Genomic DNA, 25,669 nt, shown 5'->3' with positions numbered 1-25,669 from the left:
TGGCACCGGTTTTGCGATTTCTTACTTCTGTTGTTTTCCGGGGGAATGAGGACGAAATGTCGTACGTGGAAATGCCGGGCGCGAAGGTTCCGATCCGTCTGTGGACCGATCCGGCGACGGTCGAGGAGTCGGCGCTCCAGCAGCTCCGCAACGTCGCGACCCTCCCCTGGATCAAGGGCCTCGCCGTCATGCCGGACGTCCACTACGGCAAGGGCGCCACGGTCGGCTCCGTCATCGCCATGCAGGGCGCGGTGTGCCCCGCGGCGGTGGGCGTCGACATCGGCTGCGGCATGTCGGCGGTGAAGACGTCCCTGACGGCGAACGATCTGCCGGGCGATCTGTCCCGGTTGCGGTCGAAGGTCGAGCAGGCGATTCCGGTGGGGCGGGGGATGCATGACGACCCGGTCGCCCCGGGCCGCTTCCACGCGCTGGCGACGGCCGGGTGGGACGACTTCTGGGGGCGGTTCGACGGGGTCGCGGAGGCGGTGAAGTTCCGGGCGGAGCGGGCCGCGAAGCAGATGGGGACACTTGGGTCCGGAAATCACTTCGTGGAGATCTGCACGGACACGACCGGTGCCGTCTGGCTCATGCTGCACTCCGGTTCGCGGAACATCGGCAAGGAACTGGCCGAGCACCACATCGGCGTGGCCCAGAAGCTCCCGCACAACCAGGGTCTGGTCGACCGCGACCTCGCGGTGTTCGTCGCAGACACCCCGCAGATGGCGGCGTACCGCAACGACCTGTTCTGGGCGCAGGAGTACGCGAAGTACAACCGCACGCTGATGATGGCGCTCCTGAAGGACGTGATCCGCAGGGAGTTCAAGAAGGCGAAGCCGACCTTCGAGCCGGAGATCAGCGCGCACCACAACTACGTGGCGGAGGAGCGCTACGAGGGCATGGACCTGCTCGTGACCCGCAAGGGCGCGATCCGGGCCGGCTCCGGCGAGTACGGGATCATCCCGGGCTCCATGGGCACGGGTTCGTACATCGTGAAGGGTCTCGGCAACGAGAAGGCCTTCAACTCGGCGTCCCACGGCGCGGGTCGGCGCATGAGCCGCAACGCGGCGAAGCGGCGCTTCTCGACGAAGGACCTGGAGGAGCAGACGCAGGGCGTGGAGTGCCGCAAGGACTCCGGCGTCGTCGACGAGATCCCGAGCGCGTACAAGCCGATCGAGCAGGTCATCGACCAGCAGCGGGACCTGGTCGAGGTCGTGGCGAAGCTGAAGCAGGTCGTGTGCGTGAAGGGCTGACCTGACGCGGGCTACTTGGCGTGCAGCACCGCGTAGATCATCACGAACGCGACGATGTGGATGCCGAAGAGGAAGTACGCGAGGTAGTACCAGACGTACCGTTCGCGCTTCTTCTCCAGGGCGAGGCGTCGGTGTTCCGTGTTGTCGGGGGTCACGGGGCCCGGTGGACCTTGGTGTTGGACGCCTGGGCGCGGGGGCGGAGGACCAGGAGGTCGACGTTGACGTGGCTGGGGCGGGTGACCGTCCAGGTGATCGTCTCCGCCACGTCGTCGGCCGTCAGGGGGTCGGGCACGCCCTCGTAGACCTTCGAGGCCTTGTCCTGGTCGCCGCCGAAGCGGGTGAGGGCGAACTCGTCCGTCTTGACCATGCCCGGGGCGATCTCGATGACGCGGACCGGCTGGCCGACGATCTCCAGGCGGAGGGTCTCGGCGAGGACGTGCTCGCCGTGCTTGGCGGCGACGTAGCCACCGCCGCCCTCGTACGTGCCGAGCCCGGCGGTGGAGGAGACGACGACCACCGTGCCGTCGCCGCTCGCCACGAGCTTGGGCAGGAGCGCCTGGGTGAGGTTCAGGGTGCCGATCACGTTCGTCTCGTACATCGCGCGCCAGTCGGCCGGGTCGCCGGTCGCCACCGGGTCGGCGCCGAGCGCGCCGCCCGCGTTGTTGACCAGGACCCCGACCGTCTTGAAGGCGCTCGCGAACTCGTCCACCGCCGCGCGGTCCGTGACGTCGAGCTGGTACGCCGCGGCCGAGTGGCCCGCCGCGTTGATCTCCTCCGCGACGGCCTCGATGCGGTCCTTGCGGCGGGCGGTGAGGACGACGCGGTAGCCGGCCGCGGCGAGCTGCCGGGCCGTGGCGGCGCCGATGCCGCTGCTCGCACCGGTGACGATCGCGATGCGGGAGGCGGCGGACGGTGCGGTTGCCATGCGGTGCTCCTGGTCTGGGGTGTGCGGTCGGCTCCGTTCAGCGTAAGTGAGGCTCAGCCGCTGTTACGCGGGGCCCACATGATCACGGCCATCCCGGCCAGGCACACCAGCGCGCCGGTGATGTCCCAGCGGTCCGGGCGGTAGCCGTCCGCCACCACGCCCCACAGGATCGAGCCGGCCACGAAGATCCCGCCGTACGCGGCGAGGATGCGGCCGAAGTGGGCGTCGGGCTGGAAGGTGGCGACGAAGCCGTAGGCGCCGAGGGCCAGCACGCCCCCGGCCATCCACAGCCAGCCGCGGTGTTCTCGCACGCCCTGCCAGATCAGCCAGGCGCCGCCGATCTCGAAGACCGCGGCGACGGCGAACAGGGCTGCGGAGCGGGCGATGAGCATGACGGCAGCTTCGCACGCACGGGTGCTGTCACCTGATGGCAGGCGCCTCGCACCGCGCTTCGCGTGGGATACATCCGGTCACGTGGGACACGTCCGAGGCGTCCCGGCGGCCCTGTGGAGTGAGGAGGCGGTATGCGGCAGAGGATGCGGACCCTGGCGGGGTGCGGTGTCGCGCTGGCGGCGATGGGTGCGGGGGCGGCGCCCGCCGTGGCCGGCGGTGGTCCCGAGGCCGATCTGGCCTATCACGGCGTCGTCTCCATGACCGGCGGCCGCGTGGACCTGCGGCTCGTCCCGCGCAATCACGGGCCGTCGGCCGTGCCGGACGCGACGGTGCGGCTGACCTGGTCCGCGCCGCTGGTGGACGGGCAGGCGCTGCCGGAGGGGTGTGCGCGGTCGGGCGCGCGGGTGGTGCTGTGCCGGGTGGGGGCGCTGGCCGCGGACGACGTGGGCCGGCCGATCGGGCTGCGGGTGCGGCTGCGGGGCGCGCCGTCGGAGGTGGTGCTGCAGACGGACACGGTGTGGAGCGGGGGCGCGTTCGACCGCAACCGGGTCAACGACCGGCAGCGGGTGCTCGTGCTCGACACCGGCGACGAGTACTACTTCTGACGAGTACTGCTTCTGCGAGAACTGCTTTGACGAGTACTGCTTCCGGGGATTCCGGACAGCCGTACCGCGACCGTGTGGGCCGTACGATCTCTGTACGGCGGGGACGAGGAGGAGCGAGGCATGGCCGGGGACGCGCGTGAGCGGCTGCTCGATGAGCTGTCCGTGGTCTCGCGCCGCTACATGGCCTCGTACGCCCTGTTCAACCAGGCCGTCGCCGACCATCTGGGGCTGCATCCCACCGATCTGCAGTGCCTGAATCTGCTGACGCTGGAGGGCGGGCCGGTGACGACCGGCCGGATCGCCGGGATGACGGGGCTGACGACCGGGTCGGCGACACGGCTGGTGGACCGGCTGGAGAAGGCGGGCTACGTCGTAAGGCAGCGGGACGCGGCGGACCGGCGGCGGGTGCTGGTGGCGACCGTGCCGGAGCGGATCGCGGAGTTCGGGCGGATGTGGGACCGGCTGAGCGGCGGATGGTCCGCGCTCTTCGACGAGCTGGACGACGCCGAACTGGCCGTGGTGATCGGGCACATGGGACGGACCGTGGAGTTCAGCGCGGCGCAGGTCGCGCGTTTGCGGGCGGGCGAGGTCTAGGACGTGGCCCGCGCGTTCTCCTGGCCGGCGTCGTAGCGCTCGCGTGCCGTGTGCACCTCGTCGAAGTTGGTCTCGGCCCAGGTCTTCACCGCGATCATCAACTGGGCGAGGCTGCTGCCGAGTTCGGTGAGTTCGTAGTCCACGCGGACCGGTACGGACGGGGTGACCGTGCGGGTGAGGATGCCGTCGCGCTCCAGTGAACGCAGCGTCTGCGTCAGCATCTTGGGGCTCACTCCGGCGACCTTGCGGCCGAGGTCGCTGTAGCGCATGGGCCCGGCGGCGAGCGCCGCGACGACCAGGCTGACCCACTTGTCGCTGAGGCGGTCGAGCAGCTGGTTGGTCGGGCAGGCGCGCAGGAAGGCGTCGTACTCGACGCGGGCCTGCTCGCGCTTCTGGGCGGCGGTCATGGTCGCCATGGGTCTCCTCCGGGTGAGGTAGGCACCTTCAGGTAACTACTTCCTCCTGGATAGTAACTCTTCCTAGGGTTGTTGCAGCACAGAGGAAACGTTACGAATCATCTCGATCACAGGAGAAACAGCCATGCGTGCTGCAGTGGTGAAGACCTTCGGCGGGCCCGAGGCCGTGGAGATCGTCGAGACCGAGGTGCCCGAGCCGGGTGCGCGGCAGGTGCGGATCAAGGTCGCGGCGGCCACGCTGAATCCGGTGGACGCGGGTGTGCGCGGTGGGTTCTTCGGGGGCGCGGGCAAGCAGATCGGGTTCGGCTGGGACGTCGCCGGGACCGTGGACGCCACGGGTGTGGCGACGGCCTGGAGCGCCGGCGACGAGGTGGTGGCCCTGGATCCCGGGATGGTGCGGCCGCTGGGCACGCACGCCGAGTACGTCGTCGTCGACGCGGACGCGGTGGCGAAGGCGCCGGCCACGGTCGACGCCGTGCACGCGGCGACGCTGCCGCTGAATGCCCTGACCGCCGAACAGGCCCTGGGCCTGCTGGAGTTGACGGAAGGGCAGTCACTGCTGGTGACGGGCGCGGCGGGTGCGGTGGGCGGCTTCGCGATCCAACTCGCCGTCGCCCGGGGCCTGTCGGTGTCCGCGCTCGCCAGGGAGGGCGACGAGGAGCTCGTACGGTCCCTGGGGGCCGCCCACTTCGCGTCCGGGACCGCCGAGGCGGGCGCCTTCGACGGCGTGCTGGACGCCGCGAACCTCGGCGAGGGGGCCCTGGAGTGGGTACGCGACGGCGGCGCCTACGTGGGCGTCCGCCCCGGCGGCCACCCGGACCCGGTCCGCGGCATACGGACCACCGCGGTCGCCGTCACCGCCGACGGAGCCCGTCTCGCGAAGCTGGCGTCCCTGGTCGACGAGGGCGTCCTCACCCTGCGGGTGGCCGACACCTACCCCCTGGACGACGCCTCGAAGGCCCACACCCGCCTGGAGGAGGGCGGGGTACGAGGCCGCCTGGTCCTGATCCCCTGACCAGTCCGGTCGAAGCCCCTGCAGGGGGTGCTTCCCAAGGGGCGCGGGGAAGTGCGCGACCAGCCACATCGGACCCGCGGCCGCCCCCCGGCCTATCCCGCCTCCACGGAGTGCGACGGCGCACGACGCGGCAGCAGCACTACAAGAGGCAGGCAAACGAGCACGGTCACCGCGACGGCGGCGAGACTCGCCAGCAGGGCGTGGCTCTCGCCGCCGTCGGCCGTCTTGAAGTACACGGTCGTCACCGCGGCGGCGCCGACCGAATTGGCCAGCTGCTGCACCGCGTTCAGCGCCCCGCTCGCGCTCCCGGCCTCCTCGGGGGCGATGTCGCCGATGGTGACGTCGTAGACGGTGCCGAAGCAGGCGCCCATGCCGAGGCCGACCAGGAGCAGCGGCGGGAGCAGCAGCGGGCCGTCGCGGTCGGAGAGCAGGGCCAGGCCGCCGCAGCCGGTGAGGATCAGCAGCAGCCCGGCGACGACCAGCCGGCGGCCGTGGGCGTGGATCAGCCGGTAGCAGGCGATGGACGCGACGACGATGCCCGCGGACAGCGGGATCAGACCGAGCGCCGTGCCCGCGGGGGAGCGGCCCAGGCCCCGCTGGAAGTGGAGCGAGACGACGTAGAGGAGGCCGGCGACCGCGGCGAAGGCGAGGACGCCGAGGATCAGGCCCGAGGTGAAGCCGCGGTTGCGCAGCAGGGTGGGGCGGATCAGGGGCTCGGCGGCGGTGCGCTGGCGGTGGCAGAACGCGGCGAACAGGGCGAGGCCCAGCACGAGCAGGGCGAGCGGCCGGGCCGTCCAGCCGGCCGATCCGTCGATGAGGCCGCCGAGCAGACCGAGCATGGCGCCGCCGAGGAGGGCGGAGCCCGGCCCGTCGACGGAGACGGACGGGTCGCCCGCATCGCGCGGGAGCAGCCGGGCGGCGGCGAGCAGGGCGGTGCCGCCGAGGAGCAGGTTGATCAGGAACATGGGGCGCCAGCCGAGGCCCGCGAGATCGGCGTCGACCAGGAACCCGGCGAGGATCGGGCCGCCGACGGCGGACAGCCCCATCACCGGCCCGAAGAGGCTGAACGCCTTGCCGATCTCCTCCCTCGGCCAGGTCGCGCCGAGGATGCCGAAGCCCTGCGGGACGAGCAGGGCCCCGAAGGCGCCCTGGACCAGCCGGGCGGCGACCAGGAAAGCGGGCGCCGGGGCCAGCCCGCACGCGAGCGAGGCCGCGACGAACCCGGCGAGCCCGGTCAGGAACAGCCGCCGGCGCCCGTACTTGTCGCCGAGCCGCCCGCCGGGCACCAGCAGCACGCCGAGCGCGAGGGCGTAGGAGGCGCCGAGCCACTGCACGAGGCTCGCGCCGCCGCCCAGGTCGCGGGTGATCGTGGGTGCGGCGACGTTGGTGATCGTGGCGTCGAGGAGGTCGATGACGTCGGCGGCGAGGACGACGGCGAGGACGGCCCAGCGGGCGCGGGCGGGGAGTGGTGGTGTATCTATTGCGTTACGAAGAATCTGCGTCACGCAGATAAATATCCGCAGTGAGCCCTCCGCGGTCAACTGCTTAACGTGCTCGACGAGGGTTCAGCCCACGCCCTGCGCCGCGTACGCCGTCGGCGGCACCCCCACCGTCGCCGTGAAGTCCCGTACGAGATGCGCCTGGTCGGCATAGCCGAGGTCGGCCGCGAGGGCGGCCCAGTCCACCTCCTGCTCGGACTCCGCGCGCTCCAGGGCCTCGTGGATGCGGTGACGGAGGATGACCCACTTGGGGCCGACCCCCACGTACCCGGCGAACAGGCGCTGGAGCAGCCGTACGGACATCCCCTCGGACCGGGCGAAGTCGGCTACGCGGCGGATCGTGCGGTCGGTGCGGATGCGGTCGGCCAGGGTCATGGCGAGCTCGGCCTGCGGGTCGGGGCGGGGGTCGAGGGCGAGGAGGAAGGTGTCCAGGGCGGCGATCCGGGCGGCCTCGTCGTCCGGGGCGAGGACGGCGGCCGGGTCGGCCGTCGGGAAGGCCTCGGGGGAGCGGATCCGCCGCCCCGTCCACTCGCTCACCGCCCGCTCCGGCGCGAAGGGCCGGAAGGCGCCGGGCCGGAACTTGATGCCGCACACCCGGCCGCGGCCCTCCAGCTTCTGCGTGAACAGGCCCTGCTGGACGCCCGCGACCTCGACGAAGGCCTCCTGGCCCTCGAACCGCTGGAAGACGATGTGGACGGCGGGATGCGGCACCACGTGGGAGACGTACGGCTCGGTGAGGTCCCAGTCGATCAGCCAGTAGTGCTCGACATGGCGGCGCAGCGGCTCGGCGGGATCGGGGCGGCGGAAGTCCACGCGCGCGAGGAAGTCCGCGGCGCGGACGATGCCTCGGGTGTCACGGCGTGGGTCGGCCATGCACTGAGCCTAGGACGAGGCACTGACAGTCCGCGGAATACGCGGGGACCGGCCGTCGTTCGCCGGTATAGTTGAAGCGTCAACAAAGTGGAGGTTGAGCGACCATGCAGTTCGGGATCTTCAGCGTCGGGGACGTCACCCCGGATCCCACGACGGGCCGTACGCCGACCGAGCGTGAGCGCATCAAGGCCATGGTCGCGATCGCGCTGAAGGCCGAGGAGGTCGGGCTCGACGTCTTCGCGACCGGTGAGCACCACAACCCGCCGTTCGTGCCCTCGTCGCCCACCACGATGCTCGGCTACATCGCGGCGCAGACCGAGCGGCTGATCCTCTCCACCTCCACGACCCTCATCACCACGAACGACCCGGTGAAGATCGCCGAGGACTTCGCCATGCTCCAGCACCTGGCCGACGGTCGGATGGACCTGATGATGGGGCGCGGCAACACCGGCCCGGTCTACCCCTGGTTCGGCAAGGACATCCGGCAGGGCATCAACCTCGCGATCGAGAACTACGCGCTGCTGCACCGGCTGTGGCGCGAGGACGTGGTGAACTGGGAGGGCAAGTTCCGTACGCCGCTGCAGGGCTTCACGTCCACACCGCGGCCCCTGGACGGGGTCCCGCCGTTCGTCTGGCACGGCTCCATCCGCTCGCCAGAGATCGCCGAGCAGGCCGCGTACTACGGTGACGGCTTCTTCCACAACAACATCTTCTGGCCGGCCGACCACACCAAGCGCATGATCGAGCTGTACCGGACCCGCTACGCCCACTACGGGCACGGCACGCCCGAGCAGGCGATCGTCGGTCTCGGCGGTCAGGTCTTCATGCGGAAGAACTCGCAGGACGCGGTGCGCGAGTTCCGCCCTTACTTCGACAACGCGCCGGTGTACGGCCACGGGCCCTCGCTCGAGGACTTCACCGAGCAGACCCCGCTGACCGTCGGCTCCCCGCAGCAGGTGATCGAGAAGACGCTGGCCTTCAGGGAGTACGCCGGTGACTACCAGCGCCAGCTGTTCCTGATGGACCACGCCGGGCTGCCGCTGAAGACCGTGCTGGAGCAGCTCGACATGCTGGGCGAGGAGGTCGTGCCGGTGCTGCGCAAGGAGTTCGCCGCCGGGCGCCCGGCCGGCGTGCCCGAGGCGCCGACCCACGCGTCCCTGCTGGCCGCAGCCCAGGACTCCCAGGACCCGAAGGGCTCGAAGAACTCGCAGGGCTCCCAGGACTCGAAGGGCTCTCAGGACTCGAAGGAGGAGGCCGCCGTATGAAGCTCGTCGTCGTCTCGGCGGGACTGAGCGTCCCCTCCTCCACCCGGCTGCTGGGCGACCGGCTCGCGGCCGCGGTGGGCCGGCAGACCCCGGCCGAGGTCCAGGTCGTCGAACTGCGCGACCTCGCCGTGGAGATCGCGCACAACTTCACCAGCGGTTTCCCGGGCCGGCACCTGTCCGCCGCGCTCGACGCCGTGACCGGGGCCGACGGGCTGATCGTCGTCACGCCGGTGTTCTCGGCGTCGTACAGCGGCCTGTTCAAGTCCTTCTTCGACGTGCTCGACAAGGACGCGCTGGCGGGCAAGCCGGTGCTGATCGCCGCGACCGGCGGCACGGCCCGGCACTCGCTGGTGCTGGAGCACGCGCTGCGCCCGCTCTTCGCCTACCTGCGCGCGGTGGTCGTGCCCACCGGTGTCTACGCCGCCTCGGAGGACTGGGGCGCCGAGGGCCTGGACGACCGGATCGAACGGGCCGCGGGCGAGCTGGCGGCGCTGATGACAGGCCTGTCCGTGAGCCTGAGCCGGCCGGTGAAGGACGACTTCACCGTGGTCCCCTTCGCCGACCAACTGGCGGCGCTGTCGCCCCCGGAGGCAGGCCGCCTTCGGTGAGAAGACGGTAGGCATCGCGTCCGGGTTGCCTCTGTGACGGTGAGAGCGCGGTAAAAAGGCTGATCGTAGGCAAGCGCGCTCGGCGGAACCGCCGGAGGCCAAGGCAGACTGGGTCTGTGTCCCAGACTGTGCTGCTCGCCGAAGACGATCGCGCCATCCGTCATGCCCTGGAGCGGGCCCTGAGCCTGGAGGGGTACCAGGTCACCGCGGTCGCCGACGGCGTCGAGGCGCTGGCGCAGGCCCACAAGTCGCCGCCGGACGTGCTCCTGCTGGACGTGATGATGCCCGGCATCGACGGACTCCAGGTCTGCCGGGTGCTGCGCGCCGAGGGCGACCGCACGCCGATCCTCATGCTCACCGCGCTCGTCGAGACCGCGGACCGCATCGCGGGCCTGGACGCGGGCGCCGACGACTACGTGGTCAAGCCGTTCGACGTCGACGAGGTCTTCGCGCGGCTGCGCGCCCTGCTGCGCCGTACCAGCCCGGAGCACGGCACCCCGGTGGACGCGCCGAAGGAGCAGCCCCAGGTCTCCGACCGGCAGATCGAGGCCGCGGGGCTGCGCATGGACGTGCAGGCACGGCGCGCCTGGCGCGGGGAGCGTGAGCTGGAGCTGACCCGCACGGAGTTCGAGCTGCTGGAACTGCTGGTCCGCAACGCCGGGATCGTCCTCGACCACTCCACCATCTACGACCGCATCTGGGGCTACGACTTCGGGCCCGGCTCCAAGAACCTCGCCGTCTACGTCGGCTATCTGCGCCGCAAGCTCGACGAACCAGGGGCGCCCGCGCTGATCCACACGGTCCGCGGTGTGGGTTACGTGCTGCGGGAGGACTGAGTGGGCCGGCTCAGGCGGCTGCTGGACAGACGGCGGCCCGGGCTGGTCTCGCTGCGCACCACGTTCGCGGTGTCGTTCGCGGCCGTCACCGCGGCCGTGACGGTGCTGGTCGGCGTGCTGTCGTACAGCGCGGCCGCCCGGCTGGTCCGCGTCGACCAGGAGTCGGTGTTCGACCAGGTCGTGCAGGACGTGCGCGACGAGGTGCGGCAGCACCGGATGACGCCCGAGGACTTCTCCTCGTCCGCGCCCGGCCATGACGTGGTGCGGCCCGCGCGGACGGACGTGCAGGTGCTGGGGCCCACCGGGGACGTCGTCGACCGGGGCCGTCCGGCGCTGCCGGTCGGCGCGGACGACCGGGCGATCGCGGCCGGCCGGACCGCCGGGAAGATCGTCGAGCACAAGGACGTCTACGTCGCCGCGGACGTCTACCGCATCGCGACCGTCTCCCTGGGCGACGGGCGGGGCGCCGTGCAGGTCGCGCAGGAGTTCAGCGACACCGAGGACCTGCTGCGGGCGCTTCAGCAGCGCACGCTGATCCTGATGGGCGCGGTGGTGGTCGCCGCGGGCCTGTTCGGCTGGTGGCTGGCCCGGCGCATCACCCGCCGGCTGATCATCCTGACCTCGGCCGCCGAGGACGTCGCCCGCACCCGCCGGCTCGGCATCGACGTGCCCGTCACCGGCTACGACGAGGTGGGCCGCCTGGGCCGTGCCTTCGACCGCATGCTGGGCCGGCTGGCGCAGTCGGAGGAGGACCAGCGCCGGCTGGTCCAGGACGCGGGCCACGAACTGCGCACACCGCTCACCTCGCTGCGTACGAACATCTCGCTGCTGCGCCGTATCGACGAACTGCCTCCGGCCGCCCGCGAGGAGCTGGTCGCCGACCTCGGCCAGGAGGCCCGGGAGCTGACCGACCTGGTCAACGAACTCGTGGACCTCGCCGCCGGGCAGTCCGACACCGAGCCTCCGCAGCGGGTGGACCTCGCCGACATCGCCGAGGACGTCGCGGGGCTCGCCCGGCGCCGCACCGGCCACGAGGTCAGGGTCCGGGCGAGCGGCGACACGACGACCGACGGCCGCCCCGGCATGCTCCAGCGCGCGATCTCCAACCTCGTGGAGAACGCGGCCAAGTTCGACCGCGACGTCACCGGCCCCATCGAGATCTCCGTCTCCGGTCCCGCGCGGCCCGGCACGGTCCGCGTCGAGGTCCTCGACCGCGGCCCCGGCGTCGCCGACTGCGACCTGATCCGTATCTTCGACCGCTTCTACCGCGCGGCCGACGCCCGCTCCCTGCCCGGCTCCGGCCTCGGCCTGTCGATCGTCCGCGAGGTCGCCACGGCCCACGGCGGCGCACCGTTCGCCTTCCGGCGGGAGGGCGGGGGGTCGGTCATCGGGTTCACGGTGGTGGGGGTGCCGGGGAACGCGTCGCAGGGCCCGGCCTGACCGGCGCGGACACGACAAGGGCGGGACCCGAAAGCCCCGCCCGCCTCTCACAAACCCTCAGATCACGGCCACACCAGGCAGTACGGCTGATGCCCGGCCTCATGAAGCCGATGCGAGAAGTCCTGCCACTCGTGCAGCAGTTGGTAGACGTTGAACGCGTCGCGCGGGCCGCCGCGGTCCGGGACCGTCGACCAGATGAACGCCGCCGCGCCCACCGCTTCCTCGCCTATGCCGCGCAGCGGGTCGACGACCGTCATGGGGAGCTTGACCACCGCGTAGTCGGGGTGCAGGACGACCAGTTCGAGCGGCGGGACCTTGTGCAGGGGGACGCCTTCGATGCCGGTGAGCACCATCGCCGCCATCGTCTCCGGCTTGATCTTGGTGAACATGCCGTTCATCCCGAGCTCGTCGCCGCCGAGTTCCTCGGGGCGCATCGAGATCGGGACACGGGCCGCCGTCGCACCGTCCGGCGCGCCGAAGTACTTGTAGGTCACCCCCACCCGACCACCATTCCTGCTCCCCGCCCGGAGCATCTCGCCCCGCCGGTCGATCCGCCGGTCGATCCGCTCGGACTCACTCGGTACACCCTGAGCCTGCCGGGACTCGGCCTCCTCCGCCTCGCGGCGGTGCCTTCCCCGATGGGCACGTCGAGGACCCAGGTCATCAGTCCCCTCGCCCAGTCCGCCACCGCGATGCATATCTCCACCCGAGTGCTTTTCTAGGACGCGTGGCCCCCGCCGCGCAACCCGATCATCGTGTCAGTGACCTCCCCCACGGCCGCCCGCCGAAACGTGCTGACACCTGCCCGCAGGATCTCCGCAGCCTCTGAACAAGCCTCCGTACACCCTTCCGTACTCCTATACGTACGCGAGGGCGGTTCGAGCTGTGTGTATCAGGACCCAGTTTCGCAGATCGATCCGGCGGGCGGCTGTCTCCCCGGTCAGCAGCGGTGCCCCGCGGCCGTGGTCACACCCTGGCCTACCCTGAGGAGGTCACTGGCAACCCGGAGCCGGACGATTCGCAGAAGGTCGGAGAAGTCGCAGGTCATGAGTGAACTGCCATATGCATACGAAGCGCCTGTCTCGCAGGCTCTGTTCGACCGGGCCGCGGCCGTCACGCCGGGCGGCGTGAACTCCCCGGTGCGCGCCTTCCGGGCCGTGGGCGGCACGCCCCGGTTCATGGTGTCCGGCAAGGGCCCCTATCTGACGGACGCGGACGGGCGGGACTACGTCGACCTGGTGTGTTCCTGGGGTCCGATGATCCTCGGGCACTCCCACCCGGCCGTGATCGACGCCGTCCAGGCGGCCGTCGCGCGCGGTACGTCGTTCGGTACGCCCGGCGAGGCCGAGGTCGCCCTGGCCGAGGAGATGGTCGGACGGATCGAGCCCCTGGAGCAGGTACGGCTCGTCTCCAGCGGGACCGAGGCGACCATGAGCGCCATCCGGCTGGCCCGCGGGTTCACCCGGCGCACGAAGGTGATCAAGTTCGCCGGGTGTTACCACGGTCACGTCGATGCGCTGCTGGCCTCGGCGGGCAGCGGTGTGGCCACCTTCGCCCTGCCCGACACCCCCGGTGTCACCGGCGCCCAGGCGGGCGACACGATCGTCCTTCCCTACAACGACCTCGAGGCCGTCCAGGAGGCCTTCCACCGGCACCCCGGTGAGATCGCCTGTGTGATCACCGAGGCCTCGCCCGGCAATATGGGCGTCGTGCCGCCGCAGCCCGGCTTCAACCAGGGGCTGAAGGACGCCTGCTCGAAGAACGGCGCCCTTTTCATCTCCGACGAGGTCATGACCGGCTTCCGCACCAGCCGCGCCGGCTGGTTCGGCATCGACGGGGTCACGCCCGACCTCATGACCTTCGGCAAGGTCATGGGCGGCGGCTTCCCCGCCGCGGCCTTCGGCGGCCGCGCCGACGTCATGGCGCACCTCGCGCCCGCCGGTCCCGTCTACCAGGCCGGCACCCTCTCCGGGAACCCGGTCGCCACCGCGGCCGGCCTCGCCCAGCTGCGCCTCCTCGACGACGCCGCCTACACCAAGGTCGACGCCGTCTCGGAGCAGATCCGGGCGCTCGTCACCGAGGCGCTGGCCAAGGAGGGCGTCGCGCACCGGCTGCAGAACGCCTCCAACATGTTCTCGGTCTTCTTCACGGACCGCGAGGTCCGGGACTACGAGGACGCCAAGCGGCAGGAGTCGTTCCGCTTCACCGCCTTCTTCCACTCGATGCTGGCGCAGGGCGTCTATCTGCCGCCCTCGTCCTTCGAGTCCTGGTTCGTGTCCACGGCCCACGACGAGCAGGCCGTACAGCGCATCGCCGACGCCCTCCCGGCGGCGGCCCGAGCGGCGGCGGAGGCCACGGCAGCATGAGCGAGACCAACAACACGGCGGGCAGCGACATCACCGTCGTCCACGTCATGCGGCACGGCGAGGTCGACAACCCGTCCGGGGTCCTCTACGGGCGGCTCGCCGGCTACCACCTGTCCGAGCTCGGGCGGCAGATGGCCGACCGGGTCGCCGAGCACCTCGCCCCCCGCGACGTCACCTACGTCTGCGCCTCCCCGCTGGAGCGGGCGCAGGAGACGGCGACCCCGATCGCCAAGGCGCACGGGCTCGATCTCGCCACCGACGAGCGGCTGATCGAGGCCGACAACGTCTTCCAGGGCAAGACCTTCGGCGTCGGCGACGGCGCGCTGCGCAAGCCCGGCAACTGGAAGCACCTCGTCAACCCGTTCCGGCCCTCCTGGGGCGAGCCGTACGTCGACATCGTCGTACGGATGATGCAGGCGCTGGACTCCGCCAAGGACCGGGCGCGCGGGCACGAGGCGGTGCTCGTCAGCCACCAGTTGCCGATCTGGATCGTGCGGTCGTACGTCGAGAAGCGGCGGCTGTGGCACGACCCGCGCAAGCGGCAGTGCACGCTCGCCTCGCTGACGAGCTTCACCTACCAGGGCGACAAGCTCGTCTCCGTGGGTTACAGCGAGCCGGCCCGCGATCTCGTCCCGGCCCATCTGCTCGCCGGTGCCAAGCCGGTGAAGGGCCAGGGGAAGGCGTTCGGCGCCTGAGACTAAGAGGCGTTTCATCCCCTTTGGGTTCCATGACGCGTCCGTGACATTTTGTTACGAGGTCAACGTATTCGCGAGGAACCTCACCGTTCGTCATGTCCTCTGACTGGGTGACCACCAGAGCACATGACGAATCGGGGATGGAATGCGCACGCTCTCTCGCAGGGGAATGCTCGGTCTCGGCGCGGGCGCCGCGGCAGCCGCCTCACTCTCGGCCTGCGGCGCCCTCAAGTCGTCAGACGGTTCGAGCCATGCATCGGGTTCCCACGCGGGTGGGTCCGGCAGTTCGGCGCACCCGTCCCGGCCCATCGGCGACGGCTCGACGTCCTTCACCGGCAGGCAGCCCCACCAGCCCGCGAAGGCCGAGCCGCTGGAGCCGGGCCAGACCCCGCCCCAGTTCGTGATCTTCTCCTGGGACGGGGCCGGCGAGGTCGGCAACGGCCTCTTCCCGCGCTTCCTCGACCTGGCCAAGGAGCACGGCGCGGCCATGACCTTCTTCCTCTCCGGGCTGTATCTGCTGCCCGAGTCGAAGAAGCGCCTCTACAACCCGCCGAACAACCCGCGCGGCGCCTCCGACATCGGCTACCTCACCGACGAGCACATCAAGGCCACGCTCACGAACGTCCGCCGCGCCTGGCTCGAGGGCCACGAGATAGGCACCCACTTCAACGGGCACTTCTGCTCCGGCCACGGCACCGTCGGCAACTGGACGCCCGCGCAGTGGCGCAGCGAGATCCAGCAGGCCAAGTCCTTCGTGAAGGAGTGGCGCACCAACACCGGCTGGAGCGAACTGCCCTCCCTGCCCTTCGACTACGACAAGGAGCTCGTCGGCGGCCGCACGCCCTGTCTGCTCGGCCAGAACAACCTGCTGCCCACCGCCAAGGAGCTCGGCTGGCGCTACGACGCCTCCTCGCCCGGCGGCCGCCAGACCTGGCCCGACAAGAAGCAGGGCGTCTGGGACCTGCCGCTGCAGCAGATACCGTTCCCCGGGCGCAGCTTCGAGGTGCTCTCGATGGACTACAACATGCTCGCCAACCAGTCGGTCAACTCGACGAACGCGCCCGCCTACAACTACCCCGGCTGGCGCACCCAGTCCGCGAACGCCTACATATCAGGCTTCAAGCGGGCATATGAGACCAACCGGGCACCCTTCTTCATCGGCAACCACTTCGAGCACTGGAACGGCGGCATCTACATGGACGCCGTCGAGGAGGCCTTCAAGCACATCGCGCGGGAGAAGGAGAAGGGCGCGGACGTACGCCTCGTCTCCTTCCGGCAGTTCGCCGACTGGATGGACGTCCAGAAGCCGGAGGTGCTCGGCAAGCTGCGGACGCTCGACGTCGGACAGGCGCCGGCCGGCGGCTGGAAGACCTTCCTCCAGGCCGCCCCGTCGTCCTCCTCCTCGCCCTCCGGGCAGGCCGCCTGAGAGGCGGAAATCCCCTCGCGAGGGGGGTGCGCAAGATCCCCGGAACGGACATGCGAAACTTTTCACATGAGTGCCGCCAGCCGCGCCCCCATGCGCTCGAACCGCGCACACCGCCGTGTCGTCCTGACCACCGCCGGTGCCGCGGTCGCCGCGCTGCTGATGTCCGCCTGCTCGTCCGGAGGGACCTCCGGCGGAGGCGGTGACACCAACTTCGTCATGGGCAAGGACGGCATCTCCACCGCCAAGAAGGGCGAGCGCGCCGAGGCGCCCGACCTGTCCGGCAAGACCGTCGACGGAAGCACGGCCGACGTCGCCTCCTTCAAGGGCAAGATCGTCGTCCTGAACGTGTGGGGCTCCTGGTGCGCCCCCTGCCGGGCCGAGGCGCCCAACCTCGAGAAGGTCAACAAGGACCTCAAGGCCAAGGGCGTGCAGTTCGTCGGCATCAACACCCGCGACACCAGCGTCCAGAACGCGCGTTCCTTCGAAAAGGACGAGGGCATCACCTTCCCGAGCCTGTACGACCCGACGGGCAAGCTGATGCTCCGCTTCAAGAAGGGCACCCTCAACCCGCAGGCGGTCCCCTCCACGCTCATCCTCGACCGGGAGGGGAAGATCGCCGCGCGCTCGCTGGCCGCGCTCAGCGAGGAGAAGCTGCGCAAGATGATCGCCCCGGTCCTCGCGGAGAAGTGACGTGACCTCAGTCACCACACTCGCCGCCACGGGCTACAACGGCACGGTGCTCAACGGCGCCCTGCTGGTCGCCCTGCCCGTCGCGCTCCTCGGCGGCCTCGTCTCCTTCTTCTCCCCGTGTGTCCTGCCGCTGGTGCCCGGCTACCTGTCGTACGTGACCGGCGTCACCGGCACCGACCTGGCCGAGGCCCGGCGCGGGCGGATGGTCGCCGGCGCCTCGCTCTTCGTGCTCGGCTTCACCGCCGTGTTCGTCTCCAGCGGTGCCCTCTTCGGCTTCTTCGGCGACACGCTCCAGGACAACAAGGGCGTCCTGTCGAAGGTGCTGGGCGCGCTCATGATCGCCATGGGCGTCTTCTTCATGGGCCTGATGCCCTGGATGAGCCAGCGTGAATTCCGCTTCCACCGGCGGCCCGTGGCCGGACTCGCCGGCGCCCCGCTCCTCGGCGCGCTGTTCGGCATCGGCTGGACGCCGTGCATCGGACCCACCCTCGCCTCCGTGCTGGCCCTGTCCTCCCAGCAGTCCAGCGCAGGGCGCGGTGCGATACTGACCGTCGCCTACTGCCTCGGCCTCGGTGTGCCGTTCGTGCTCGCCGCGGTCGCCTTCCGCAAGGCGCTGGGCGCCTTCGGCTGGGTCAAGCGCCACTACGTCTGGGTGATGCGGATCGGCGGCACGATGATGATCGTGACCGGTCTGCTGCTGCTCACCGGCGCCTGGGACCGCCTCGTGCAGGACATGCAGTCCTGGTCCGCCGGCTTCACTGTGGGGATCTGACCGATGAGCACCACTCCTAAGACCGCGTCCGGCACGAGTGCCGAGCGGGCCGACGACGACCTCGGCGCGGCCGGCTCGCAGCTGTCCACCGCACCCAAGGAGGAGCTGCCGAACCTGCCCTCCCTGGGCGTGATCGGCTGGACGCGCTGGTTCTGGCGGCAGCTCACCTCCATGCGGGTCGCGCTGCTGCTGCTCCTGCTCCTCTCGCTCGGCGCGATCCCCGGCTCGCTGATCCCGCAGGCCGGCACCGACGAGACCAAGGTCGCCGACTTCCGCAAGGCCCACACCTTCCTCGCGCCGGTCTACGACCGGCTCGGCCTGTTCCACGTCTACAGCTCGGTGTGGTTCTCCGCGATCTACATCCTGCTGTTCGTCTCGCTCATCGGCTGCATCATCCCGCGCACCTATCAGTTCGCCGGGCAGCTGCGCGGCCGGCCGCCGGGCGCGCCCAAGCGGCTGACCCGGCTGCCGGCGTACACGACCTGGCGGACCGAGGCCGAGCCCGAGCAGGTCCGCGAGGCCGCGCTCGCCCTGCTGAAGAAGCGCCGGTTCCGCGCGCATCGCGCCGGTGACGCCGTCGCCGCCGAGAAGGGCTATCTGCGCGAGATCGGCAACCTCGCCTTCCACATCGCGCTGATCGTGCTGCTGACCGCCTTCGCCTGGGGCCAGCTCTTCAAGTCCGAGGGCAACAAGCTGATCGTCGAGGGCGACGGCTTCTCCAACACCACCACGCAGTACGACGACTTCAAGTCCGGCAACCTCTTCACCGCCGACGACCTGGTGCCGTTCAGCTTCACCCTGGACAAGTTCACCGGCACCTACGAGGCCAGCGGCCCCAACAAGGGCACCCCGCGCACCTACCAGGCCGCCCTCACCTACAGCAAGGGCGCCTACGGCAAGGACCACAAGGACCTCGTCAAGGTCAACGAGCCGCTGCAGATCGGCGACGCCAACGTCTATCTCACCGCCCACGGCTACGCCCCGCTGATCACCGTCCGCGACGGCAGGGGCAAGGTCGTCTACCACGACGCCGTCCCCCTCCTCCCGCTCGACTCCAACGTCACCTCCACCGGCGTGATCAAGGTCCTCGACGGCTACCGGAACGCCAAGGGCCTCAGCCAGCAGCTGGGCATCTCGGCCTTCCTGCTGCCGACCTACACCAAGGGCAGCGAGACCGCCTCCACCTTCCCGGCGCTGCGGAACCCGGTCCTGAACCTCACGCCGTACTACGGCGACCTGGGCGTCGACTCCGGTATCCCGCAGAGCGTGTACCAGCTCGACAAGTCGCACGTGAAGGGCTTCAAGGACGCCAAGGGCGCCCAGCTGAGGGACAACCTGAAGCCCGGCCAGACCATGACGCTCCCGAACGGCGCGGGCACGATCACCTACGAGGGCACCAAGGAGTGGGCGAACTTCCAGGTCGTCCAGCAGCCCGGCACCGCCTGGGCGCTCGGCGGCGCGCTCGTCGCCATCTTCGGCCTCGCCGGCTCCCTGTTCATCCAGCGCCGCCGTGTGTGGGTGCGGGCGGTGGAGGGCGCCGACGGCGTGACGGTCGTGGAGATGGCCGGACTCGGCCGCAGCGAGTCCGCCAAGGTACCCGAGGAACTCGGCGACCTCGCCGCAATCCTGTACGACCAGGCGCCGGGCGCACCCGAGCCCGACGACTTCCCAGACCCGGACGACACCACCCCCGACACCCAAGTCGCATCTGCCGAAAGGGCTGAGACGACGTGACTTTCGCCGCCCCGACCGAGTTGGCCACGGCCGCCAACGAACACCTCGCGAACATCAGCAACACGCTGATCTACTCCGCGATGGCCGTCTACACCCTGGCCTTCTTCGCCTATATCGCCGAATGGCTCTTCGGCAGCCGCAGCAAGGTCGCCCGCACCGCGGCCGCGCTGACCACGACGGGGAAGGGCAAGGGGGCCGCCCCGGCCGTCACCGTGAAGACGGCGGGCGGCACGGCCGTGCTCGAGCGGCCCAAGGTCGTCGTACGGTCCTCGGCCGGCTCCCGTGACGTGCCCGACGGGCCCGGGGCGCACGGCGGGGACGAGCAGGGCGACCTCTACGGGCGTATCGCCATCTCGCTCACGGTGCTCGCCTTCGTCGTCCACCTCGTCGGCGTGATCGCCCGGGCGGCCTCGGTGCAGCGGGCGCCGTGGGGCAACATGTACGAGTTCAACATCACCTTCTCCACCGTCGCCGTCGGTGTGTACCTCACGCTGCTGGCGCTGAAGAAGAACGTCCGCTGGCTCGGCCTGTTCCTGGTCACGACGGTCCTCCTCGACCTCGGCATCGCCGTCACTGTCTTGTACACCGCCAGTGACCAGTTGGTTCCCGCCCTCCACTCGTACTGGCTCTACATCCACGTCTCCACCGCCATCCTGTGCGGCGCGGTCTTCTACGTGGGCGCGGCGGGCACGCTGCTCTACCTCTTCAAGGACTCCTACGAGACCAAGCTGGAGAACGGCGGCACGCCCGGCCGCTTCGCGACGTCGTTCCTGGAGCGCCTGCCCGCGTCCTCGTCCCTGGACAAGTTCGCCTACCGCCTGAACGCCGCGGTCTTCCCGCTGTGGACGTTCACGATCATCGCGGGCGCGATCTGGGCCGAGTCGGCCTGGGGCCGCTACTGGGGCTGGGACCCGAAGGAGACCTGGGCGTTCATCACCTGGGTCGCCTACGCCTGCTACCTGCACGCCCGCGCCACCGCCGGCTGGAAGGGCCGCAAGGCCGCCTACCTGGCCCTGATCGCCTTCGGCTGCTGGCTGTTCAACTACTACGGCGTCAACATCTTCGTCTCCGGCAAGCACTCCTACGCGGGCGTGTGAGCCGGGCGAGCCGTCGGGCTCAGCCCACGGTGATCGAGTCCAGCTTCGCGCGCAGGTACACGTGCGAGTCGACGGGCGGGTGCGCCACCCGCCCCACCGGCGCGGGCAGGGACTCCACCAGGGTGCCCGGGGTGCACTCGCCGAAGTAGACCAGGGACATCAGCTCTTCGGCGGGCGCGTCCGCGGGCGGCGGCAGCACCCGGTGCCGCCCCGAGCGCCAGCGGTCGCCGGTCCAACGGGCCAGCAGATCACCGATGTTGACGGTGAAGGCCGCGGGGTCGTACGGCGCGTCCTCCCAGCCGCCCGCGTCCGTGTGGACCTGAAGACCGCCCCGGCCGGCCTGCCGGTCGAGGATGGTCACCGTGCCGAAGTCGGTGTGCGGGCCGATGCGGAACTGCCCCGGCTGCGGCTCGCCGACGACCTCCGTGCCCGGGTACCAGTTGATGTTGAAGCCGTACGTCGGGTGGTCCATGTGCCGGGCGAAGAAGTCCGGCCCGACCCCGAGGGCCTCGCCGAGCAGGGCCAGCAGCTGCTTCTCCAGCCCGGCCATCCGCTCCAGGTACTCCTGGCACAGCCCCTTCAGTTCCGGCACCTCGGCGGGCCACACGTTGGGCGCGTACCACTCCGCGTTGACGACCGGGTCCTCGAAGGGCTCGTGGGTGGCGAAGGTCAGCGACTCCTTCAGGTCCGGCGGGGTCTCGGTACCCTCCGCGTGGCCGTTGGCCTCCGCGCCTGGTCCGAGCCAGCCGCGGCCGCCGACCTTCGCCTCGTAGGCCCTCTTCGTCCTTGCCGGCATGCGGAAGAAGGCACGGGCCGACTCCCGGATGCGTGAGCGCAGCCCCGGGTCCACACCGTGGCCGGTGACCAGCAGGAATCCGGCGGTCTGCAGGCCCTCGTCGACGGTGCGGGCGATCCGGGCGCGGTCGTCGGGGCCGCCGGACGTCCAGTGCCGCAGGTCGACGGCCGGGATACGCGGAGCGGGGGTGTCACTCACCGATGTCCTCATTCCACAGTGCCGGTTCCTTCTCGATGAAGTCGCGCATCATCCCGACGCACTCGGGGTCGTCGAGCAGCACGATCTCCACGCCGTGCCCGGCCAGCCAGTCGTGCCCGCCGTGGAAGGTCACGGCCTCGCCGACCACGACCCGCGAGATGCCGAACTGGCGGACCAGACCGGAGCAGTACCAGCACGGCGAGAGCGTGGTGACCATGGTCGTCCCGCGGTACGTGCGCTGCCGTCCCGCCGCGCGGAACGCGGCCGTCTCCGCGTGCGTCGAGGGGTCGTCGTCCTGGACGCGCCGGTTGCGGCCGCGGCCGAGGAGGGTGCCGTCGGCGCCGTAGAGCGCGGCGCCGATCGGGATGCCGCCCTCCGCGCGTCCGGCGCGGGCCTCCTCGACGGCGGTGGTGAGCCAGCTGCGTGCCTGTGCCTGATCCATGTCTCCCACTGTCCGGTGGGCGGGGCGCCGGGGCAACGCCGGGCGCTTCGGCCCCGGGTGGGCGTCAGCGCAGCGTCACCCGGCTGGGCCCGTTGAAGGGCGCGTAGCACGTCACCGTCTTCGGCGTGCGCAGGACGTCGTCCTCGGCGAAGAGCGTGCGTGCCGCGTCGAAGGAGACGTCACCGCTGACGACGGGGGCGACGCGGTCGTAGAAGAGGCGGGCCGGTTCGGGCAGGGGCTCTCCGGGTTCACCCTCGGCCTCGCCCCAGACGTCCCAGAGCAGTGGCTCCACCTTGTTCAGCGCGGCCAGGTCGAGCCGGATGTTGCCCGAGACGAACCGCTCGCCCCAGAACGGGCCCTGCTCCGGCGGGTGCAGTCCGAAGGTCTCCGGGTCCGCGCCCTCCTCCCGGATCGCCCGCCATGCCTCGCCCGCGACGAGGAAGCGGTCGCGCGGGACGTCCATCGGGTCGAAGTCCACGTTCCAGTGGCCGGTGACGAAGGGGTCGGCGAGTTCGGGGTCGGCGAGCAGCCAGCCGCGTTCCCCGTCCCAGTACTCGGTGACGACGTGGTCGGCATGGAAGCCGCCGTCCCCGAAGTAGTCGGCGAAGCCGCTCCGGGTACGGGCGGGGACGCCGGCGTGGCGCAGGAACGAGCAGTGCAGCAGCGCGAAGTCCCGGCAGGTCCCGACGAACCGGTCGGCCGGCTCGCGCCGTCGGGTCAGTGGGGCGTCGTCGCGCGAGACGAGGACGCGCAGGATGTCGTCGACGTAGCGGGTCTCGGCGTCGTCGTGCAGGCGGTCGACCGGGTGGGTGTGGCCGAAGATGCCGTCTTCCAGGCGGTGGATTAGCAAGTCGCGTGTGATACGGGCGAGTTGGGCCGGGTCATGCGGCAAGTCGGCGTAACGGGCCACGAGTTCGCCGGGGTCGGAGAAGGTGCTCTGCGCTGCGTAGAAGGCGAGGGACACGAAGCCTCCCTTTCGGCATCATCGGCCACGTGTTCGATTACGGGCCGGTGCGCCTCACCGTGCCAAAATTCCCCGCGAATTGTCCAGCCGCTTCGCCGCGGTCAGGCGCCGGCCGTCAGGTACTCGTACAGCGCCCCCGCCCCTTCGAGCATCGCCCGCGTCCGCTCCGTCAGCGCCTGCCTGCGCGCGGTGATCGCCGCCCGCAGCGCCTCGCTGCCGCCCTCGCGGCGCAGTCCCTCCAGGACCGGGCGGATCTGGTCGAGGGGGTAGCGGCTGCGGCGCAGCGTCTGGATCAGCCGCGCGTCGCGCACGTCCGCCGGGCCGTACGTGCGATACCGCGTCCCGCGCTCCCGCCCGGGCGTGAGCAGCCCGGCCGCCTCCCACACCCTGAGCGCGGACGGCCGTACGCCGAGCAGCGCGGCGACCTCCCCGACGCGCAGCGCGCCGGGAGCGGGCAGCGGCTGGGGTTCCGCACGCGCCAGCGCCTCCAGCGCCGCGGTCGCCGCGCCCAGATCGGTCCGCTCCGTGTGCAGGGCGGCATGCGTGGCGTCCACCAGGGCGAGGGCGCCGGGGACGTCGCCGGCGTGCACGGTCCGCATGATGTGGGCCGCCGCCGTCGGGCCGTACCCCTTCACCAGTGCGCGGTACGTCAGCAGGGCGCGCCGGTGGACGTCCGTGAAGGTGCGGTAGCCGGACGCGGTGCGGGCGGCCGGGGGAAGCACGCCCGCGTCCTCGTAGTTGCGGACCTGCTGGGTCGAGACGCCGGCCAGCCGGGCCAGGTCGACGGGGCGGAGGCGGTCGGCGTTTCTCATCCGTCCGAACGTTACGGACACGCTCCGGGCCCGCCCTCGCCCGTTGCCGGATCTTCACCAAGTGGCAGATTCATGGCGGAAACCGTACGAGATCGACTCCGTCCCCTAGTGTGACGACGTGGACGAAGAAGAGGACCAGCATCTGTCCGCCATCGCTCCGGAGGTCTCCCGCCTGTCCATCGATCTTCTGCGCCGTGCGGTCGGCACCTATCCCGCCGAACGCGTCGCCCAGGAGGCCCTGGACTGCGCCGACGACGTCCTGGACCGGTACGGCACGGACGGACTGCGGGTCCTCGCCATGAGCCTCGCGTGCTGGGCGACGGTCCAGGTGGAGATCAACGCGCAGTCCTCGGGACGGCCGGGGCAGTCGCTGCTCGACGACCTCCAGCTGACCTGGCTGGAGGCGGGCCCGGAGGGCTGAGCCGCTACCGGCCGTTCACCGCCGCTACCGGCCGTTCACCGCCGCTACCGGCCGTTCACCCTGAGCAGGAGCTTGCCCGTGCTGGTGCGCGTGCCCATCAGGCGATGCGCCTCCGCAGCCTCCTCCAGGCCGAACTCGGCGGTGACCGGCAGCGACACCGTGCCGTCCAGGGCCTTGGCGAAGGCCCGCTCTGCGAGGGTGCGCAGCTCGCCGGGGGCCGTCTTCGCCAGGGTCAGGATCGAGAAGCCGCCCACCGAGACGCCGGAGGGGTACAGCTCGGGCTGCCCCACGGTCCAGGCCGGTGCCGAGCTCGCGTTGCCGAAGGAGACCAGGCGCCCGAAGACCGCGAGCGAGGCGAGGCTGAGGCGGAGGGTCTCGCCGCCGACGGGATCCAGCGCGAGGTCGACGCCGCGGCCTCCGGTGGCGGCCCGCACCGCCTCGGCGAACTCGCCGACGAACACCTCGTCGTACCCCTGCTCGCGTGCGTAGTCCGCCTTGGCCGCGCCCGACACCACTCCGTACACCGCCCCAGCGCCCGCCGCCTTCGCCAACTGCCCGGCCACGGTGCCGACTCCACCCGCCGCGCCCTGCACGAGCACCGTCTCGCCGGGCTGGAGCCGGCCGACGGAATGGACGAGGGCGTACGCCGTCGGCAGCACGGTGGGCAGCGTCGCCGCCGTACGCAGGCCGACCCCGGCCGGGACCGGGAACACGGTCGAGGCGTGCGCGAGCACGACGTCCGCGTAGGCGCCGCCCTCCGTCAGGGCCGTCACCTCCTGCCCGACGGACAGCCCGGTGACGCCCTCGCCGACCGCACGGACCCGGCCGGACGCCTCCAGGCCCGGTACGAACGGGAGTTGGGGCACGCGATACCCCTCGCTGCGCGCCTTGAGGTCCGCGAAGTTCACGCCGGTGTACGCCACGTCGACGCTCACCTGGCCGGGGCCGGGCTCAGGGATTTCCGCCTCCACGACCTTCAGCACCTCGGGTCCGCCGTACTCCTGGAACTCCACCGCGCGCATGACAGCACTCCTCACGAGTGTTCGATGTGAAGCGAACACTCGTGAGTGTATGGTTTTCATCGAACACTCGGCAAGCGGAAACCCGGCGAACGAATCCCGGGCCGGTGAGTCCCCGGCCAACGAGTCCCGGGCAAGTGAATTCTCGGCAAGGAGCAGGGCGTGGCGCAGCGCACCACCGGTCATCGGGCCGCCCCCGGCCACACGCACCCCGGCGAGGTGCCCGTCCTCACCGCGCTCGCCGCCCTCGCCGACCCCGTACGCATCACCCTCGTAAGGGAGTTGGCGGCTTCGGCCGACTGGACCCGCAGTTGCGGCAGCTTCGACGTACCGGTCGGCAAGGCGGCCCTCAGCCACCACTTCGCGGTACTGCGGGGCGCCGGGCTGGTGGAGCAGCGCGACGAGGGCGCCCGCCGGGTCAACCGGCTGCGCAGGGCGGAGTTCGACGCGCGGTTCCCGGGACTGCTGGCCCTGGTGCTGCGGGACGATCCGGCCGCCTGAACGTCTCCACCCCCGCC

The 25,669-nt window shown here is 71.0% G+C and carries 29 protein-coding genes; 17 read left to right on the top strand and 12 right to left on the bottom strand.

The genetic code is table 11. The annotated features are described in order from the left end of the window. Positions 1-56: 56 nt before the first annotated feature. Positions 57-1,250: an RtcB family protein gene (locus ACIBN2_RS35210; RefSeq protein WP_399140608.1), complete on the top strand. Its 1,194-nt coding sequence runs from the start codon at positions 57-59 to the stop codon at positions 1,248-1,250. An 11-nt stretch (positions 1,251-1,261) separates the two neighbouring features. On the opposite strand, the gene ACIBN2_RS35205 is transcribed toward ACIBN2_RS35210, so the two are convergent. From ACIBN2_RS35205 to ACIBN2_RS35195, 3 genes are read right to left on the bottom strand one after another with little or no spacing between them, the layout of a single operon-like run. Further along, positions 1,262-1,405 carry a hypothetical protein gene (locus ACIBN2_RS35205; protein ID WP_399140606.1) on the bottom strand — a complete coding sequence of 48 codons (144 nt, stop codon included), beginning with the start codon at positions 1,403-1,405 and terminating at the stop codon, positions 1,262-1,264. Next, entirely contained in the window at positions 1,402-2,175 is a 774-nt protein-coding gene (locus ACIBN2_RS35200) for an SDR family NAD(P)-dependent oxidoreductase (protein WP_399140605.1), read from the bottom strand. The genes ACIBN2_RS35205 and ACIBN2_RS35200 overlap by 4 nt, the downstream gene beginning before the upstream one ends. Before the next feature lie 53 nt (positions 2,176-2,228). Continuing rightward, on the bottom strand, positions 2,229-2,567 hold the full coding sequence (locus ACIBN2_RS35195; RefSeq protein ID WP_399140603.1) for a YnfA family protein: 339 nt from the start codon (positions 2,565-2,567) through the stop codon (positions 2,229-2,231). A 132-nt stretch (positions 2,568-2,699) separates the two neighbouring features. Here ACIBN2_RS35195 and ACIBN2_RS35190 point away from each other — a divergent pair, with 132 nt between their 5' ends. Both ACIBN2_RS35190 and ACIBN2_RS35185 read left to right on the top strand, forming a co-directional pair. Continuing rightward, positions 2,700-3,173, top strand: coding sequence for a hypothetical protein (locus tag ACIBN2_RS35190; RefSeq protein ID WP_399140601.1), 474 nt, complete (start codon positions 2,700-2,702; stop codon positions 3,171-3,173). A gap of 120 nt (positions 3,174-3,293) precedes the next feature. Continuing rightward, positions 3,294-3,767, top strand: coding sequence for a MarR family winged helix-turn-helix transcriptional regulator (locus tag ACIBN2_RS35185; RefSeq protein ID WP_399140600.1), 474 nt, complete (start codon positions 3,294-3,296; stop codon positions 3,765-3,767). Here ACIBN2_RS35185 and ACIBN2_RS35180 read toward each other — a convergent pair. Then, positions 3,764-4,183, bottom strand: a complete 420-nt coding sequence (locus ACIBN2_RS35180) for a winged helix-turn-helix transcriptional regulator (protein WP_399140598.1) — start codon at positions 4,181-4,183, stop codon at positions 3,764-3,766. The two genes, ACIBN2_RS35185 and ACIBN2_RS35180, sit on opposite strands and share 4 nt — an antisense overlap. 124 nt (positions 4,184-4,307) lie before the next feature. On the opposite strand from ACIBN2_RS35180, the gene ACIBN2_RS35175 reads away from it, so the two are divergent. Beyond that, the gene (locus tag ACIBN2_RS35175; protein WP_399140596.1) at positions 4,308-5,198 is read left to right on the top strand and encodes an NADP-dependent oxidoreductase; all 891 of its coding nucleotides are present in this window, start codon (positions 4,308-4,310) and stop codon (positions 5,196-5,198) included. 92 nt (positions 5,199-5,290) lie between these two features. On the opposite strand, the gene ACIBN2_RS35170 is transcribed toward ACIBN2_RS35175, so the two are convergent. Both ACIBN2_RS35170 and ACIBN2_RS35165 read right to left on the bottom strand, forming a co-directional pair. Beyond that, positions 5,291-6,703 carry an MFS transporter gene (locus ACIBN2_RS35170; protein ID WP_399140594.1) on the bottom strand — a complete coding sequence of 471 codons (1,413 nt, stop codon included), beginning with the start codon at positions 6,701-6,703 and terminating at the stop codon, positions 5,291-5,293. Positions 6,704-6,763: 60 nt separating this feature from the next. Then, a complete protein-coding gene (locus tag ACIBN2_RS35165; RefSeq protein ID WP_399140593.1) occupies positions 6,764-7,570 on the bottom strand; it encodes a DUF6597 domain-containing transcriptional factor in 807 nt (268 codons plus the stop codon). Positions 7,571-7,674: 104 nt separating this feature from the next. Here ACIBN2_RS35165 and ACIBN2_RS35160 point away from each other — a divergent pair, with 104 nt between their 5' ends. The 4 genes from ACIBN2_RS35160 (at position 7,675) to ACIBN2_RS35145 (ending at position 11,719) form a co-directional block, all read left to right on the top strand. Continuing rightward, entirely contained in the window at positions 7,675-8,835 is a 1,161-nt protein-coding gene (locus ACIBN2_RS35160) for an LLM class flavin-dependent oxidoreductase (RefSeq protein WP_399140591.1), read from the top strand. Continuing rightward, a complete protein-coding gene (locus ACIBN2_RS35155; protein WP_399140590.1) occupies positions 8,832-9,443 on the top strand; it encodes an FMN reductase in 612 nt (203 codons plus the stop codon). The genes ACIBN2_RS35160 and ACIBN2_RS35155 overlap by 4 nt, the downstream gene beginning before the upstream one ends. A gap of 128 nt (positions 9,444-9,571) precedes the next feature. Further along, a complete protein-coding gene (locus ACIBN2_RS35150) occupies positions 9,572-10,279 on the top strand; it encodes a response regulator transcription factor (protein WP_399140671.1) in 708 nt (235 codons plus the stop codon). After that, positions 10,280-11,719: an ATP-binding protein gene (locus ACIBN2_RS35145; protein WP_399140588.1), complete on the top strand. Its 1,440-nt coding sequence runs from the start codon at positions 10,280-10,282 to the stop codon at positions 11,717-11,719. Positions 11,720-11,781: 62 nt separating this feature from the next. Here ACIBN2_RS35145 and ACIBN2_RS35140 read toward each other — a convergent pair whose 3' ends face one another. Beyond that, a complete protein-coding gene (locus tag ACIBN2_RS35140) occupies positions 11,782-12,417 on the bottom strand; it encodes a hypothetical protein (RefSeq protein ID WP_399140587.1) in 636 nt (211 codons plus the stop codon). 348 nt (positions 12,418-12,765) lie between these two features. On the opposite strand from ACIBN2_RS35140, the gene hemL reads away from it, so the two are divergent. From hemL to ccsB, 7 genes are all read left to right on the top strand, one after another. Then, the gene (hemL, locus tag ACIBN2_RS35135; protein ID WP_399140585.1) at positions 12,766-14,085 is read left to right on the top strand and encodes a glutamate-1-semialdehyde 2,1-aminomutase; all 1,320 of its coding nucleotides are present in this window, start codon (positions 12,766-12,768) and stop codon (positions 14,083-14,085) included. Then, entirely contained in the window at positions 14,082-14,780 is a 699-nt protein-coding gene (locus tag ACIBN2_RS35130; RefSeq protein WP_399140584.1) for a histidine phosphatase family protein, read from the top strand. The genes hemL and ACIBN2_RS35130 overlap by 4 nt, the downstream gene beginning before the upstream one ends. 145 nt (positions 14,781-14,925) lie before the next feature. After that, positions 14,926-16,206 carry a hypothetical protein gene (locus tag ACIBN2_RS35125; protein ID WP_399140582.1) on the top strand — a complete coding sequence of 427 codons (1,281 nt, stop codon included), beginning with the start codon at positions 14,926-14,928 and terminating at the stop codon, positions 16,204-16,206. A 66-nt stretch (positions 16,207-16,272) separates the two neighbouring features. Further along, positions 16,273-16,896 (top strand): TlpA family protein disulfide reductase, encoded by a 624-nt coding sequence (locus tag ACIBN2_RS35120; protein ID WP_399140581.1) that lies wholly within the window; start codon positions 16,273-16,275, stop codon positions 16,894-16,896. 1 nt (position 16,897) lies between these two features. Then, a complete protein-coding gene (locus ACIBN2_RS35115) occupies positions 16,898-17,668 on the top strand; it encodes a cytochrome c biogenesis CcdA family protein (protein ID WP_399140579.1) in 771 nt (256 codons plus the stop codon). 3 nt (positions 17,669-17,671) lie between these two features. Further along, entirely contained in the window at positions 17,672-19,402 is a 1,731-nt protein-coding gene (locus ACIBN2_RS35110) for a cytochrome c biogenesis protein ResB (RefSeq protein WP_399140577.1), read from the top strand. Beyond that, positions 19,399-20,499, top strand: coding sequence for a c-type cytochrome biogenesis protein CcsB (ccsB, locus tag ACIBN2_RS35105; protein WP_399140576.1), 1,101 nt, complete (start codon positions 19,399-19,401; stop codon positions 20,497-20,499). The genes ACIBN2_RS35110 and ccsB overlap by 4 nt, the downstream gene beginning before the upstream one ends. 19 nt (positions 20,500-20,518) lie before the next feature. Here the strand turns inward: ccsB and ACIBN2_RS35100 are convergent, their stop codons facing one another. From ACIBN2_RS35100 to ACIBN2_RS35085, 4 genes are all read right to left on the bottom strand, one after another. Beyond that, positions 20,519-21,493: an isopenicillin N synthase family dioxygenase gene (locus ACIBN2_RS35100; protein ID WP_399140574.1), complete on the bottom strand. Its 975-nt coding sequence runs from the start codon at positions 21,491-21,493 to the stop codon at positions 20,519-20,521. After that, positions 21,486-21,935, bottom strand: coding sequence for a nucleoside deaminase (locus ACIBN2_RS35095; protein WP_399140572.1), 450 nt, complete (start codon positions 21,933-21,935; stop codon positions 21,486-21,488). The genes ACIBN2_RS35100 and ACIBN2_RS35095 overlap by 8 nt, the downstream gene beginning before the upstream one ends. Before the next feature lie 64 nt (positions 21,936-21,999). Further along, the gene (locus tag ACIBN2_RS35090) at positions 22,000-22,899 is read right to left on the bottom strand and encodes a transglutaminase-like domain-containing protein (RefSeq protein WP_399140571.1); all 900 of its coding nucleotides are present in this window, start codon (positions 22,897-22,899) and stop codon (positions 22,000-22,002) included. Between the two features lie 101 nt (positions 22,900-23,000). Beyond that, positions 23,001-23,711, bottom strand: a complete 711-nt coding sequence (locus tag ACIBN2_RS35085) for a MerR family transcriptional regulator (protein WP_399140570.1) — start codon at positions 23,709-23,711, stop codon at positions 23,001-23,003. 118 nt (positions 23,712-23,829) lie between these two features. On the opposite strand from ACIBN2_RS35085, the gene ACIBN2_RS35080 reads away from it, so the two are divergent. Beyond that, on the top strand, positions 23,830-24,132 hold the full coding sequence (locus ACIBN2_RS35080) for a hypothetical protein (RefSeq protein ID WP_399140569.1): 303 nt from the start codon (positions 23,830-23,832) through the stop codon (positions 24,130-24,132). Positions 24,133-24,176: 44 nt separating this feature from the next. Here the strand turns inward: ACIBN2_RS35080 and ACIBN2_RS35075 are convergent, their stop codons facing one another. Next, positions 24,177-25,154 carry a zinc-binding alcohol dehydrogenase family protein gene (locus ACIBN2_RS35075; protein WP_399140567.1) on the bottom strand — a complete coding sequence of 326 codons (978 nt, stop codon included), beginning with the start codon at positions 25,152-25,154 and terminating at the stop codon, positions 24,177-24,179. A 159-nt stretch (positions 25,155-25,313) separates the two neighbouring features. On the opposite strand from ACIBN2_RS35075, the gene ACIBN2_RS35070 reads away from it, so the two are divergent. Next, positions 25,314-25,652, top strand: a complete 339-nt coding sequence (locus ACIBN2_RS35070; RefSeq protein ID WP_399140565.1) for an ArsR/SmtB family transcription factor — start codon at positions 25,314-25,316, stop codon at positions 25,650-25,652. The last annotated feature ends 17 nt before the right edge of the window (positions 25,653-25,669 follow it).

Origin of the sequence: Streptomyces sp. NPDC050534 (assembly GCF_044457745.1) — a bacterium.
Taxonomy (GTDB): Bacteria; Actinomycetota; Actinomycetes; order Streptomycetales; family Streptomycetaceae; genus Streptomyces.
This window is presented reverse-complemented; position numbering and strand designations above follow the sequence as displayed.